The organism is Pectobacterium aquaticum, from assembly GCF_003382565.3.
GTDB lineage: Bacteria > Pseudomonadota > Gammaproteobacteria > Enterobacterales > Enterobacteriaceae > Pectobacterium > Pectobacterium aquaticum.
Genome location: NZ_CP086253.1, coordinates 2,105,976 through 2,120,360 on the forward strand (window position 1 = coordinate 2,105,976; position 14,385 = coordinate 2,120,360).

Genomic DNA, 14,385 nt, shown 5'->3' on the forward strand with positions numbered 1-14,385 from the left:
GTGACCATCTCATTAATCCCTCCGCGAGGGAGGGATTGGAGAAGATGTGTCGATGATGCTTAAGGCTGAGCGTCGTCTCGTAAGACAATCGGGCTCTCTTTTGCCGTTGGGACATCGCTATTCATCGCACGACGAATGACGAAGAAGGCGGAAATCAGCATCGTCACCGCCACCAGCATGAAGAACCCACACAGCGCGGCGTTGATCTGGTTACTGAAGACGATGGTTTCCATGTCTTTAATCGATTTGGCCGGTGCGATCAGCGTATTCTGTTCAATACCCGTCGTGAAGCGTTTCGCCTGAGCCAGAAAGCCGATGCTCGGTTTTTCATGGAAGATTTTCTGCCAACCCGCCGTCATCGACGTGATAAACAGCCAGACGGTAGGCACGATAGTCACCCACGCATAGCGCTGCTTCTTCATCTTAAACAACACCACGGTGCCGAGAATCAACGCCATCGAGGCCAGCATCTGGTTACCGATACCGAACAGCGGCCAGAGTGTATTGATCCCGCCCAGTGGATCGATCACGCCCTGATACACGAAGAATCCCCAGCCGGAAACGGCAACGGTCGTACCGGCCAGATTCCCAAGCCAGGAATGGCTGTTCGCTAATCTGGGAATCGCAATACCGACCAGATCCTGCACCATAAAGCGACAGGCGCGCGTCCCAGCGTCAACGGCGGTCAGAATGAACAGGGCTTCAAACAGAATCGCGAAGTGATACCAGAATGCCATCATCGCTCGGCTGTTAAAGATTTCCGTGATGATGTAGGCCATACCGACCGCGAAGGTCGGTGCGCCACCGGCGCGCGAAAGAATAGAGGCTTCGCCAACGTCATTGGCAATGGCACTCAATTCCTGCGGGGTAATCACAAATCCCCAGTTGTTGATGGCTAACGAGGCGCTCTCAACCGTGGTGCCGATCAAGGCGGCGGGTGAGTTCATGGCGAAGTAGATACCTGGTTCGATAACCGAGGCACAAATCAGCGCCATAATCGCCACGAAGGATTCCATCAGCATGGCACCATAACCGATGAAGCGGATATGACTTTCTCGTTCAATCAACTTCGGCGTGGTGCCGCTGGAAACCAGTGCGTGGAAGCCGGAAATCGCGCCGCAGGCGATGGTGATAAACAGGAAGGGGAACAGCGTACCCGAGAAGACTGGGCCGCTGCCGTCAATAAAACGAGAAACGGCAGGCATTTTCATTTCCGGCATCGCGAATACAATACCGAAGGCCAGCCCGACAATCACCCCGATTTTCAGGAACGTAGAGAGATAATCACGCGGTGCCAGCAGCAACCAGACGGGCAGGACGGATGCCACGAAGCCGTAAATCACCAGTACCCAGGTGAGTGACGTCCCTTTCAGCGTGAAGAACGGCCCCCAGTAAGGGTGTGCGGCGATGTTACCGCCATACACAATCGCCAGCATCATCAGCACAAAACCGATGATAGACACTTCAGCGATTTTGCCCGGACGTAAAAAGCGCATGTAAACGCCCATGAAGAGTGCGATAGGGATGGTGGCGGCAATCGTGAACAATCCCCACGGACTTTCTGCCAGCGCCTTAACGACGACCAGCGCCAGCGCCGAGAGAATGATGATCATCACGCCCAGCGCGCCGAGCATCGTGATAATACCCGCGAACGTGCCTAGCTCCTGTTTTGCCATCTCACCCAGAGAACGACCGTCCCGGCGGGTTGAGATAAACAGCACCAGAAAATCCTGCACAGCACCTGCCAGCATCACGCCGACCAAAATCCAGATCGTACCGGGTAGGAAGCCCATCTGTGCGGCGAGAATCGGCCCGACCAGCGGCCCGGCCCCGGCGATGGCGGCGAAGTGGTGGCCGAACAGTACCCATTTATTGGTGGGGACGTAATCCAGACCGTCGTTATGACGCTCCGCCGGTGTCAGTCGGCGATCGTCGAGCTCAAACACTTTTTTGGCGATAAACAGGCTGTAAAACCGATAGGCGATGCTGTAACACGATACCGCAGCGATAACCAACCACACGGCATTGACGTGTTCACCGCGGCTTAGCGCCAGCGTGGCGAACGAAAAGGCGCCCGCCAGGCCGACTAGCAGCCAGATCACAATGCTCTTTACGTTATTCATAACAACGGCTCCTTCGTTATTCAGAAAAGGCATACCGTAATACTTCAAGCTGCATGTGCGTTGGCAATACTCGGCTCATTTCTGAGCCTCGTCCTGAAGGGCCGCGGCAACCCGAATTATTTGAGGTATATAGCGCAGGTGTTAATGCAATTTAACAATAGTGGGTTTAATGGCGAAGAGAAGGGAATGGATGAGAAAATGTGAGCGAACGTGAATTTTTGTAAAGAAACTTAAAGCGTAAACAAGGGTTAACGTGAGAGTACGATAAAAATAACTACGGTAAAAACAAGATGGCCCTGCCGAGGAAAATTTATAGAGTGGCGGTGCCGATTCGCTTAAGGCAGAACGTTCTAGGCGGCGCAGCAGGAGCGTATCGAGAGCGTATCGAGATAGTCCGTTTTTAAACGCTGCAAACTACCTTCGACGGACGCGATGATATGCGCTAGCCCTGACGAATGCCGCATGTGGATTGCAGAAAAATGGATTCCCGGCGGATGGTGGTCTTCTGGTGAGGGTTGCACGTCCGCCGAGATGGCTCGGCGGCATGGCACTTACGCGGCAGGTTTTGCCACGATGCTGCGGGTTTCCAGACGAACCTCAGCGATAACGACGTCCAGCGTATCTCCTTGGCGATAAACGACTTCGCCTTTCACTGACAGGGTGCCCATTTCCTGACTGCATACCAGCTCATCACGCACGGCATGGATAAAGGAGGACGGGATAAACGCCACCGCGCCGTTGTCCAGCAGGCGAACGCGCAGGCCACCGCGTGTGATGTCTATGATTTCCGCATTGAAGCGACTATCCGTACCGGCTTTATCTTTGAGGTAGCGGGCGTACAGCCAGTCGCCGACGTCGCGCTCAGCCATACGATTAAGGCGGCGGCGTTCTGCCAACTGGACCGTGACGTCGTCCTGCGGTTTTTCCGCTGCCTGTCCGGTGATAACCGCTTTCAACAAACGGTGGTTCACCATATCGCCGTATTTACGGATCGGCGATGTCCAGGTGGCGTAGGCTTCCAGCCCCAGACCAAAGTGCGGCCCCGGCGTGGTGCTCACTTCTGCGAAAGACTGGAAGCGGCGAATGCGGCTGTCCAGGAACTGCGTCGGTTGGGCATCCAGCTCGCGGCGCAACGTGCAGAAGCCCTCCAGCGTCAACAGCGCTTGCGCGTCAGCTTGAACGCCGTGGGTATCCAATACGGCAACCGCCTGTTCAATAGACGCAGGATCGAAGCCGTTGTGCACGTTATAGATGCCGAAACCCAGCTTATCGCGCAGCACAATGGCCGCACAGACGTTGGCCGCAATCATGGATTCTTCAACGATACGGTTAGCGATGCGGCGATGTTCAACCACGATATCCAACACATCGCCTTTATCACCCAGCAGGAAGCGGTAATCCGGGCGATCTTTAAATACCAGCGCGTGGGTGGTGCGCCATTCGCTACGAGCCAGACAGAGGCGGTGCAGCAAACGAATTTGTTCGGCAATCGCGTCATTTTGCGGCTGCCATTCGCCTTGATTTTCCAGCCAGTCAGAGACGTTGTCATACGCTAACTTGGCTTTGGATTCGATCCAGGCGGCAAAGAAGTGAATGTCGTCACCCAACGCACCGTCGGCGGCAATCGTCACGCGGCAGGCAAGAACAGGGCGACGCTCGTCCGGGCGCAGGGAACAGATGTCGTCCGACAGCGGGCGCGGCAGCATCGGGATGTTGAAGCCGGGCAGATAGTTGGTGAAGGCGCGCTGGCGTGCAATGTTGTCCAACTCGCTACCCGCAGCGACATACGCGGTCGGATCGGCAATCGCGATGGTCAATTGCAGTGAACCATCACCGTTGTCCTGCACATACAGCGCATCGTCCATATCTTCAGTGCTGGCGCTGTCGATAGTGACAAAGCTCAGCGCGGTGAGATCGTCACGGACGAGTTCGCTGTCATGGCGCTCAGTCGTTTCAACCTCTGGGGCTGAGCGCTCCAGATTATGGCGTGACAATGTCACCCACCACGGTACCAGCGGGTCATCACCCGTGGTGATGTACTGCGTCAGTTCAGCATGAAATCCACGGTCGCCCTTCAACGGGTGACGGCGCATTTCGGCTACGGCCCAATCGCCTTCTTGAAAATCGTGCGTGACATCGCGCGCGGCGCGGCAAGGAATGGCATCTTTCAGCAGCGGGTGATCAGGTGTAATGGATAAGCGGTCGTCTTTTTTATGGATGCGCCCAACAAATCGGGTCAGGAAGGGTTCGATCAGCGTTTCTGGCTCGACAATTTCCCGCTCTTTTTCCGTATGCAGGGTGGCGGTAATCCGGTCACCGTGCATCACTTTTTTCATGTGCGGAGGGGGAATGAAATAGCTTTTTTGTCCGTCAGCTTCAAGAAAGCCAAATCCTTTATCGGTGCCTTTGACGACACCTTCAACACGCGGTGTCTGAGAGTGAAGTTGCTGTTTTAGCTGTGCAAGCAGCGGATTATCTTGAAACATAGCGTCCAGAAATACGGTTGTGAGTAGCTCAATTAGCCATTCACAGTTTTACTCGAATCGGGTGCTGGCGGCAAGAATAATCGGGGGAAGTGTGGTCGCAGAACGACGGCAGAAGCGCGGATAAACCCGAGTAAAGTCAACGCTGATGTGAACGTGTTCACCTGCCGTGCACGTGATTGGTTGCCCGCACGCTGGCGATGGAATTTCTGCGCCGGGTCATCCCCATCGCCCAGGTCCAAATCACGCGCGGCGACTGCTGATAAATCGCGGCCATGTGGCGCAACTGTACTTCGCTGAGGCGCAGAACTTCTTTGATGCGGCACTGCAGTGGTTGTAAGCTCAGTCGTAAAGGCTTTCGTCCTGTACCGGTACAACCGATTTACTGGCACGCAATCGCCTGACGGACTGGTGAACCACCAGCGTACCGTTTAGTAGCAGGTTGCCAACTGGGGCTTCGGGGCGGATCAGGCGATATTGCAGCAGCCTTATCGCCTCTTCGCCCAGCGCCTCACGCGGCACATGTACCGATGTGAGCGGCACGTCGTGAATGGCTGAGAGATTGAATCCATCCATGCTCATCACCGAGACATCTTGCGGCACGTGCAATCCTGCTTTGGTCAAAGCATTGACCACCCCAACCGCGATGAAATCACCACCTGCCAAAATCGCTGTAGGTCGCTTATCCTGCGGACAGCGGGCTAAAAAGGCCGTCATCGTCTGTTCGGCATCCGTCGTGCTGAAATTATCTAATGTCAGCAAGTTATCCTCGGGGGAAAACGGCAGATTATGGTGCTGATAGGCATCCCGAATCCCGTCCAGACGTAACTCCATCGTGTAGCGACGCAGGCACAGCAGAGTCAATACGTTATGGTGACCTTGTTCAAAGAGATAGTGGGCGGAGAACTCGCCAATCAGTCGGTGCGCGGGCGCCACACCCGGTAATCGCATCTTGCGGTCGATGCAGTTAATCAATATGCAGGGTTTACCGCTGTCTGCCGCCAGCGCGTGAATATAGGGATCGTCGATGCCGATCAGCAGCGCCGCCTCCGTAGCCGGATCGCGCATTTTGTCTAAAAATAGCGCCGCATCGCTGTCATTTTCCTCCAGCCCGCAGTAGCGCACTCGCACATCGTGTGGCTTCAGGGCATCAATGATGCTCTGTACCACCTTGTGATAGAAGATGTCGGACCGAATATCAAACGCGCGCGGCGGGGCGAAAATAGTGAGTCCATTCAAGAGCAGGCGGCCGTTGGCGAGATCGGCCAGTACGCCGCACTGGCGTGCGCAGTTGAGAATGTCCATTTTTGCCTGCTCGCTGGTATTGGACTGACCAGACAGCACGCGTGAGACCGTACTGATCGAGTAGCCCGTCCGCTGCGCAATTTCGCGTATTTTCAGGTTTCCTTTCATTTTGTGATCCCGTTCACCTTCGAAAATGACAAAGTTTTCATTGCTATCTATTACCTATTTTCAGGCGCTATAGACCGTTTTTTGTCTTGATTTTGACCATAGCATGAAAATGTTTTCAAAAAAGTGAGTGTTTCACGATTTTCAATTGTTCTACTCTCATTTTGGTAAACCAATTTCAGTGATTAGATGCAATAAAAAAGAATTTAACTCAATAAATACAATGATATGAAAATGGTTTGATTACTCGATAGGCTATAAATACAAAAATGCCGTCGAGATATCAGACCAATGTAACCCTACTTTCCTGTAAAGGAGTCACCATGAGTCTCGACATCAATTCGTCCTCCATCGCTACCAAAGGTAAACGGACATTCAGAAATCTGCGCTGGTGGGTGCTGAGCCTGTTCCTGCTCGGCGTTACCGTGAATTACATCACCCGTAATTCGCTGGGCATTCTGGCACCAGAACTGAAAACCAGTATGGGCATCACCACCGAGCAATATTCCTGGATCGTCGGTGCATTCCAGCTGGCGTATACCCTTTTTCAGCCGATTTGCGGCTGGCTGATTGATGTTATCGGTCTGAAAATTGGCTTTATGATCTGCGCGGTGATCTGGGCGCTGATGTGCATCTTCCACGCGGGCGCGGGAAGCTGGCTGCATCTGGCGATCTTGCGTTTCTTTATGGGCGCGTCCGAAGCGGCGGCGACACCGGCGAATGCCAAAACGCTGGGCGAGTGGTTCCCTAAAAAGGAACGCCCGATTGCGGCAGGCTGGGCTGGTGTTGGTTTCTCTATCGGCGCGATGCTGGCACCGCCGATTATCGTTGTGGCGCATGCCTATCTGGGCTGGCAGGGCGCGTTTATGTTCAGCGGTGGGCTGGCGCTACTGTGGGTGATTCTGTGGTGGCTGTTCTATCACAACCCCGAAGATCACCCGAATTTAAGCCGCGAGGAGCTGGATTTCATCCGTCAGGACAATGAGGCACCTCCGGTCAAACTGCCTTTCTTCACTGCGCTGAAAACGGTCTCAAAAAACAAACGCTTTTACGGTATCGCGATTCCAGCCTTTATGGCGGAGCCCGCGTGGGCCGTGCTCAGTTTTTGGGTACCGCTCTATCTGGCGAATGAACGCGGTATGGATCTGAAGCAAATTGCGATGTTTGCGTGGTTGCCGTTTCTTGCCGCCGATCTTGGCAGTATTGCCAGTGGCTATCTCACCCGACTGTATACCCGCTGGTTCGGCTGCTCGCGCGTTAACTCGATTGTGGCGAGTTCGGTCACGGGCGCGTTTTTGATGCTGTCGCTGGCGCTGGTCGCCGTCAGTAAAGATCCGTGGGTGGCGATTCTACTGATTTCCATCGGTGGATTTGGCCATCAGGTGATTTCCTGCATGTTGAGCGCACTGGTGGTGGAGTCGTTCGATAAAGGGCAGATGGCAACGGTGAACGGGATGCGTGGTTCATTTGCCTGGATTGCCAGCTTCCTGTTCTCGCTGTTGATTGGCGTCACCGCCGACAAAATCGGGTTCAACCCGCTGTTTGTCGCGATGGGCTTCTTCGATCTGATCGGTGCCATCTTCCTGATCGCATTTATTGCTGAACGTCGTGGGAAAACGCGGTCGCAGGCATAACGGCTCATTTATTTTTTCCTGAAAAGGACGCTGTATGAAAACGTTGAAAAATTGGGTGTTCCGTCATCAGAGCGCCGACCATGTTGAGCTGCTGGTGGACGACAAACATGTGTTTCGCCTGTATGTGCTGGAACCGATGTTGGCCCGCGTGCTGGTTAAACAGCATGGCGAGCTGAAGCTCAATCGCACCTGGAGCATCGCGCCGCAGCAGGATGTCCCCTGGCAGGGACGCAGCCGTGAAAGCAGCGACGGTTTCAGCCTGCCGGGGTTTTCACTGGAAACGCTGGACGATGCGCTGCGTATTAGCACCGCGCGGATGCGCATTACGATTCATCAGCCTCTATGGCTGGCGTGGGAATACCGCGATGAACAGGGTGAATGGCAGCCGTTTGCCGCCGATCGCCCCACCAGCGCCTATCTGCTCAACTCACACGGTGATGGTGTGGCGCACTATCAGCGCCGTTTCCCGACGGAGCGCTATTACGGGCTGGGTGAGAAGGCTGGCGATCTTGAACGCACCGGACGCCGGTTTGAGTTCCGCAATCTGGACGCGATGGGCTACAACGCGGCGAGCACCGATCCGCTGTATAAGCATGTTCCCTTTACCATTACCCGGCGCGACGATGTCAGTTTCGGCCTGTTTTACGATAACCTGAGCACGACCTGGCTCGATCTCGGCAATGAGATCGATAACTATCATCTGGCTTATCGGCGCTATCAGGCGGAGGCGGGCGATCTCGACTATTACCTGTTCATCGGGCCGCGGGTGTTGGATGTCACGAAAGCGTTCGTGCGCCTGACGGGGAAAACGCTCTTTGGGCCAAAATGGAGCTTGGGCTACAGCGGTTCCACTATGCATTACACCGATGCGCCCGATGCGCAGCAGCAACTGATGAAATTTATCGCGCTGTGCCGAGAACATCATATCCCGTGTGATTCGTTCCAACTCTCATCGGGCTACACGTCGATCAACAATAAGCGCTATGTGTTTAACTGGAATAACGACAAAGTCCCCCAACCGGAAGTGATGTCGCAGGCTTTCCACGAGGCGGGTCTCAAACTGGCGGCCAATATCAAACCTTGTTTACTGCAAGATCACCCGAAATATGAAGAAGTGTCGGCGCAGGGGCTGTTTATCCGTGATTCTGAGTCCGATGTGCCAGAGCGCTCCAGCTTTTGGGACGATGAAGGTTCGCACCTTGATTTCACCAATCCGGCAACGGTGGCATGGTGGCAGGAAAACGTCACCCGGCAGTTGTTGGAGAAAGGGATTGATTCAACGTGGAATGACAATAACGAGTATGAAGTCTGGGATGGTGAAGCCCGCTGTCACGGATTCGGCGAAACGATGGCGATCAAACACATTCGCCCGCTGATGCCACTGTTGATGATGCGCGCCTCGCTGGAGGCGCAGCAGCGCTTTGCCCCGACGCTGCGGCCTTATCTGATCTCGCGTTCCGGCTGTGCGGGAATGCAGCGCTATGTGCAGACCTGGAGCGGCGATAATCGCACCAACTGGCAGACGCTGCGTTACAACACGCGGATGGGTATCGGGATGAGCCTATCCGGTCTGTTTAATGTCGGACACGACGTCGGCGGGTTTTCGGGCGACAAGCCGGACGCCGAACTTTTTGTGCGCTGGGTTCAAAACGGTGTGATGCACCCGCGTTTCACCATTCACTCCTGGAATGACGATCAGACGGTAAACGAACCGTGGATGTATCCCGCGGTAACGCCCGCGATACGCAGTGCCATTGCGCTGCGCTACCGTTTACTACCGTATTTTTATACCTTGCTGTGGCAGGCCAGTGCGGACGATGAGCCGATGCTGCGCCCGACGTTCCTCGACCACGAGCAGGACAGCGCGACGCTGGCAGAAACCGACGATTTCATGCTGGGACGAGACATTCTGGTTGCCAGCGTGGTTGAAGCGGGGCAGCGCCAGCGCACGGTGTACCTGCCGGCGAATACGTCAGGCTGGTACGATTTTCATTCCGGCCAGTGGTTCAGCGGCGGACAGACGATTGTGCTGGATGCGCCGTTGGAACGTCTGCCGCTTTTGGTTCGCGCGGGCGCGATGATCCCGCTGTCGGGGCGAACGGCACACGTCAGCCCGCATGAAGATGACCAGCGTGAATTCCTGCTTTTTCCGCCTGTCGCGGGCGGTACGGATCGCGGGCTGCTGTTTGAAGATGATGGTGAAACATGGCAATGGCGTGAAGGACACGCGCTGTGGCTGCGCTGGGAAATCCGTGCGGATAGCCAGCGCATTGACGTGACGTTCACCTCGGAAGGGCGATATCTGCCCGCCTGGCGGCATGCGACACTACGACTGCCGGCGGGCGAGCAGCGCCAGCTGTACATTAACGGTGTCCGCACGGCGACCTATCAACACCAATAATCATTTTATTTCTTCCTGTTGCGCCCCGATCTTATTTGTTTACCGGGGCGTTTTTTTTGTTATGCAGAATATAAGTAATATCCGATTGGTTATTTTAAAGATAAAGAGATGTTAATAAGGTGAATGGAATATTAAATATAAAAAAGAGTTGTGCGAATACCCTTAATAAAAGCGGATCTATAAAATAGTTTAAATACTAAGAAAACATTTTATAACATCAAAAAAAATAGATACTTGGTAAGTAATAAGTTCGCAAATTATCAGCCAGAAGAATTAATGATTAAAAGAAAAACATGGCCTTTTCGAACAGGATTTTATTTTAAGTGGAGTATTCATTATGAAGAATAGTCACCATGATTTATTTGCTGCTTTTACTCTCCCCAACGGCGCGACGCTGAAAAACCGGGTACTAATGGCACCGATGACCACCTGTAGCGGTTTCTACGATGGGAGCGTAACCAAAGAGCTGGTGGAATATTATCAGGCCAGAGCAGGCAGCATCGGCACCGTGATTGTGGAGTGCTGTTTTATTGATGACAAAGGGTTGGCTTTTCCCGGTGCGATAGGAATCGACAACGACAACAAAATTGCCGGATTGGCCAAAATAGCGACGGCGATTAAAGAAAAGGGGTCGACGGCGATCCTGCAAATTTATCACGGCGGCCGGATGGTCGAACCGCGTTTTATCGGTGGTGCGACGCCCGTTGCCCCGAGTGCCATTGCTGCGCCGCGCGCGGGTGCCATCGTTCCTGTGGCGCTGTCAGGCGATGAGGTTGACGCCATGATCGGCAAGTTTGGCGCTGCCGTCCACCGCGCCATTCAGGCGGGCTTCGATGGCGTGGAAATTCACGGTGCGAACACTTACCTGATTCAGCAATTCTATTCTCCCCACTCTAATCAGCGTTCAGATAAATGGGGTGGCAGCCGTGACAAACGTGCTGCCTTCCCGCTGGCGGTGTTGGATATCGTTCATGAGGTCGCGGATAAATACGCCGATCCTGCATTTATTATCGGCTATCGTTTCTCGCCGGAAGAGATCGAAGAACCCGGCATTCATTTTGATGATTCGCTCTATCTGTTGGAAAAATTAGCGGCACGCGGGCTGGATTACGTTCATTTCTCTATGGGCAATATTCTGCGCGCGTCCATTGTCGAAACAGATGACCCGACGCCGCTGATTAAGAAATATGTTGCCCGCCGTTCCGCGACATTAGCCGCGATTCCGGTTATTGGTGTAGGAGATATTGTCAATCAGGCAGACGCCGATGCGGCGCTGGAAAATGGTTATGACCTGATTGCCGTCGGCAGAGCCTGTATTGCTTATCCAGACTGGACGGATCGTATTGCCGAACAGGAAAAGCTCGAACTCTATATTGCCAGCGATAAACGTGAAGCATTAATGATCCCTGAACCGCTGTGGCGCTTTTCATTGGTTGAAGCCATGATTCGGGACGTGAATTTAACCGGCAAAAAATTTAAATCCGGGGTTTATCAGGAAAACGTTCAGGATGAAGGTGGCGAGCTGCGAATTCATGTTCATTTTGAGCAGAATCGTGTCGCCGACATTGCGCTGGAGAATAGCGATATTGATGATTCACTGAAAATCAGTTTTGAGATTATCCGCGAACGCATTCTGGATACCAATAGCCCACACGTCGATGCGGTAACGGGCGCAACGGCGCAGAGTGAGGCGATTAAAAAGGCGGTCACCAAGGCGATGGTGAAATCCAACAAAGACGCGATTATTGCCGATGGCGGTAACCCAGATGCGCGTCGCGAGGCAGATGTGGTGGTGATTGGCAGCGGCGGCGCAGGGCTGGCGGCGGCGATTCAGGCCAGCGAAGAGGGCGCGCGCGTTATCGTCATTGAAAAGATGCCAGTCATTGGTGGCAATACCATCAAGGCTTCTGCTGGTATGAACGCAGCGGGAACCGTCTTCCAACAAAACAGGGGCATCGAAGATAGCCAGGTGCTGTTCTATAACGAAACGCTGAAAAGCGGAAAGCAGAAAAATAACCCAGCGCTGGTGCAATACTTCGTCGATCATGCGTCTGATGCGATTAACTGGCTGGCGCAGCACGACATCGAACTGAGCGACATCACCACGACGGGCGGCATGAGCGTCGACAGAACGCATCGCCCTGCCAATGGCGCAGCGGTGGGCGGCTATTTGGTCAGCGGGCTGATTAAGAATCTCAATAAATACAATATTGAGGTGCTGCTGGAAACGTCGGTGACCGAAATTGTGCAGGAGAAGGGCAAGGTTACCGCCGTCAGAGTCGTCAATGATGAGCAGGAAGATAGCCTGATTGCGACAAAAGCGGTGATTGTTGCCACAGGTGGTTTTAGTGCCAATCAGGCGATGGTGGAGTCATACCGCCCAGACCTGAAAGGCTTCGTCACCACCAACCATAAAGGCGCTACGGGTGGTGGCATTCGCCTGCTGGAACAGATCGGCGCGGATACGGTGGACATGGGCGAAATTCAAACCCATCCGACGGTTGAGCAGACCACCTCTTATCTGATCTCCGAATCTATTCGCGGCGGCGGAGCCATTCTGGTATCGCAGCGCGGGGAACGCTTCTTTAACGAAATGGAGACGCGGGATAACGTCTCGTCTGCCATCGTCAACCTGCCGGAAGAGTACGCGTACATCCTGTTCGATGAGCAGGTAAGAAATCGCAATCGGGCAGTTGAAGAGTATGTCGCACAAGGGTTGACCGTCAGCGCGCACAGTATCGCTGAACTGGCCGACACGCTCGACATACCACAGGCGGCGCTGCACGCCTCGCTCGAACGCTACAATGGCTTTATTGTCGACAAACACGATGCAGACTTTGGCCGAACCACGGGGATGCGCGATCCGCTGAATCAGGCACCTTACTACGCGATTAAGGTGGCACCGGGCGTGCATCATACGATGGGCGGGGTGACCATTAATGAAAAAGCGGAAGTGCTGAATCGCCATAAAGAGACGATCTCCGGGGCTTATGCCGCAGGGGAAGTGGTTGGCGGTATTCACGGGGCGAACCGCATTGGTGGCAACGCTGTCGCGGATATTATTATCTTCGGTATTCAGGCGGGGATTCAGGCAGCGGCCTATGCGCGGGCACCGCGTCATTCTGGCGCATTCCCGACAAAGGCGCGCAAGGCAAAGTTCGCGAAAGCTGTGGTGAAAACGGCTGAAAATCAACCCATGCTGGTAGAAGAGTAAGTGATAGAAGAGAACGTGATAAAAGGGTAAGGCTGATGGCAGCGTCTGAAAGGGCGCTCGCCATTGTCTGGCCGTTTCCTCTCTGTACCGCCATTCGATCATAGGAGTCACCGTATGCCTTCTGTCGATAACGCTTATGTCTATTCTGTTCATCTGATGGGCAGCCCCATCCTGCTCAAACTGTTTGCCCATGATAAAATCGCGGTCAGGCAGGTTTTCCAACGCATCAAGCAGCTTGAAGATCGGCTAACCGTTAATCGGGCGCAGTCGGAAGTCATGAGCATCAACCACGCGGCGGGGAAAGAGTACGTTTCGGTCAGCCCGGTTGTCTTTGAACTGATTAAGCGCGCCAAAGCGGTCAGTCTGATTGAAAACAGCAGCTTTAACGTGGCGATTGGTCCCGTCGTCAAGCTATGGAAAATCGGTTTTAGCGGCAGCACAGTGCCTGATCAGGCATCGATACAGCGGTCGCTGGCATTAACGCATCCCGAGCGCATTATTCTCAGAGAGCAGGATTGCGCCGTGATGCTAGAAAGCGCCGGAATGGAGATCGACCTGGGGGCGATTGCGAAAGGTTATATTGCCGATATCGTCCGGAACGTTCTGTATCAACATGCGATTCAGGATGCGCTGATCAATCTGGGGGGAAACGTGCTCGCTATCGGCAGTGCGTTGACGGATGAAGAAGGGCTGTGGAGCATCGGGTTACAGAAGCCTTTCGCGGATCGCGATAGCCTGCTTGGCATCATTAAGGTGAAGAACAAGTCTGTGGTGACATCCGGCGTCTATGAACGCTTTTTTACCGTGGACGATCGTATCTATCATCATATTATCGATCCCAAAACGGGTTATCCGCTGGATAATGAATTGCACAGCGTCACGGTTATCTCGAATGATTCTCTCGACGGCGATATCTACACCACATTGCTCTATGGCATGGGGGTGAACGCGGGTATTGAGTTTCTACAACATCAGCCGGACATTGAAACCATCTTTGTGACGAAAAACCGAGAGATTATTTTTTCTTCTCAGCGAGATTATAGGTTTGAACTATTGGATAAGGATTATTCGGTAAAGGTTGGAATTGAAAAGCAAGAGTAAGAATCTGTTTATTAAAGGG

The 14,385-nt window shown here is 53.7% G+C and carries 7 protein-coding genes and 1 pseudogene; 4 read left to right on the forward strand and 4 right to left on the reverse strand.

What is annotated here, in order from left to right; all coding sequences use genetic code 11:
- Positions 1-59 precede the first annotated feature (59 nt).
- The 4 genes and pseudogenes from DMB82_RS09770 to DMB82_RS09780 all read right to left on the reverse strand — a co-directional run bounded on the left by DMB82_RS09770 (position 60) and on the right by DMB82_RS09780 (position 6,019).
- Positions 60-2,123 (reverse strand): carbon starvation CstA family protein, encoded by a 2,064-nt coding sequence (locus DMB82_RS09770; protein ID WP_102116406.1) that lies wholly within the window; start codon positions 2,121-2,123, stop codon positions 60-62.
- A 377-nt stretch (positions 2,124-2,500) separates the two neighbouring features.
- Positions 2,501-2,631: pseudogene (locus DMB82_RS20790) on the reverse strand (aldo/keto reductase); the annotation flags it as partial.
- A gap of 43 nt (positions 2,632-2,674) precedes the next feature.
- Positions 2,675-4,609 (reverse strand): exoribonuclease II, encoded by a 1,935-nt coding sequence (locus tag DMB82_RS09775; RefSeq protein WP_116162869.1) that lies wholly within the window; start codon positions 4,607-4,609, stop codon positions 2,675-2,677.
- Positions 4,610-4,948: 339 nt separating this feature from the next.
- Positions 4,949-6,019: a LacI family DNA-binding transcriptional regulator gene (locus DMB82_RS09780; RefSeq protein ID WP_116162871.1), complete on the reverse strand. Its 1,071-nt coding sequence runs from the start codon at positions 6,017-6,019 to the stop codon at positions 4,949-4,951.
- Between the two features lie 320 nt (positions 6,020-6,339).
- On the opposite strand from DMB82_RS09780, the gene DMB82_RS09785 reads away from it, so the two are divergent.
- The 4 genes from DMB82_RS09785 to DMB82_RS09800 all read left to right on the forward strand — a co-directional run bounded on the left by DMB82_RS09785 (position 6,340) and on the right by DMB82_RS09800 (position 14,366).
- The gene (locus DMB82_RS09785) at positions 6,340-7,650 is read left to right on the forward strand and encodes an MFS transporter (protein ID WP_102116409.1); all 1,311 of its coding nucleotides are present in this window, start codon (positions 6,340-6,342) and stop codon (positions 7,648-7,650) included.
- A gap of 34 nt (positions 7,651-7,684) precedes the next feature.
- Entirely contained in the window at positions 7,685-10,051 is a 2,367-nt protein-coding gene (locus DMB82_RS09790; RefSeq protein ID WP_116162873.1) for a glycoside hydrolase family 31 protein, read from the forward strand.
- Positions 10,052-10,388: 337 nt separating this feature from the next.
- The gene (locus DMB82_RS09795; RefSeq protein ID WP_116162875.1) at positions 10,389-13,265 is read left to right on the forward strand and encodes a flavocytochrome c; all 2,877 of its coding nucleotides are present in this window, start codon (positions 10,389-10,391) and stop codon (positions 13,263-13,265) included.
- 114 nt (positions 13,266-13,379) lie between these two features.
- Entirely contained in the window at positions 13,380-14,366 is a 987-nt protein-coding gene (locus DMB82_RS09800; RefSeq protein WP_116162877.1) for an FAD:protein FMN transferase, read from the forward strand.
- Positions 14,367-14,385 lie beyond the last annotated feature (19 nt).

Bases quoted from the DNA above. Each gene is read 5' to 3' on its own strand.
- DMB82_RS09785 (WP_102116409.1), top strand. From the start codon at position 6,340: ATGAGTCTCGACATCAATTCGTCCTCCATCGCTACCAAAGGTAAACGG.
- DMB82_RS09775 (WP_116162869.1), bottom strand. From the start codon at position 4,609: ATGTTTCAAGATAATCCGCTGCTTGCACAGCTAAAACAGCAACTTCAC.
- DMB82_RS09795 (WP_116162875.1), top strand. From the start codon at position 10,389: ATGAAGAATAGTCACCATGATTTATTTGCTGCTTTTACTCTCCCCAAC.
- DMB82_RS09800 (WP_116162877.1), top strand. From the start codon at position 13,380: ATGCCTTCTGTCGATAACGCTTATGTCTATTCTGTTCATCTGATGGGC.
- DMB82_RS09790 (WP_116162873.1), top strand. From the start codon at position 7,685: ATGAAAACGTTGAAAAATTGGGTGTTCCGTCATCAGAGCGCCGACCAT.
- DMB82_RS09770 (WP_102116406.1), bottom strand. From the start codon at position 2,123: ATGAATAACGTAAAGAGCATTGTGATCTGGCTGCTAGTCGGCCTGGCG.
- DMB82_RS09780 (WP_116162871.1), bottom strand. From the start codon at position 6,019: ATGAAAGGAAACCTGAAAATACGCGAAATTGCGCAGCGGACGGGCTAC.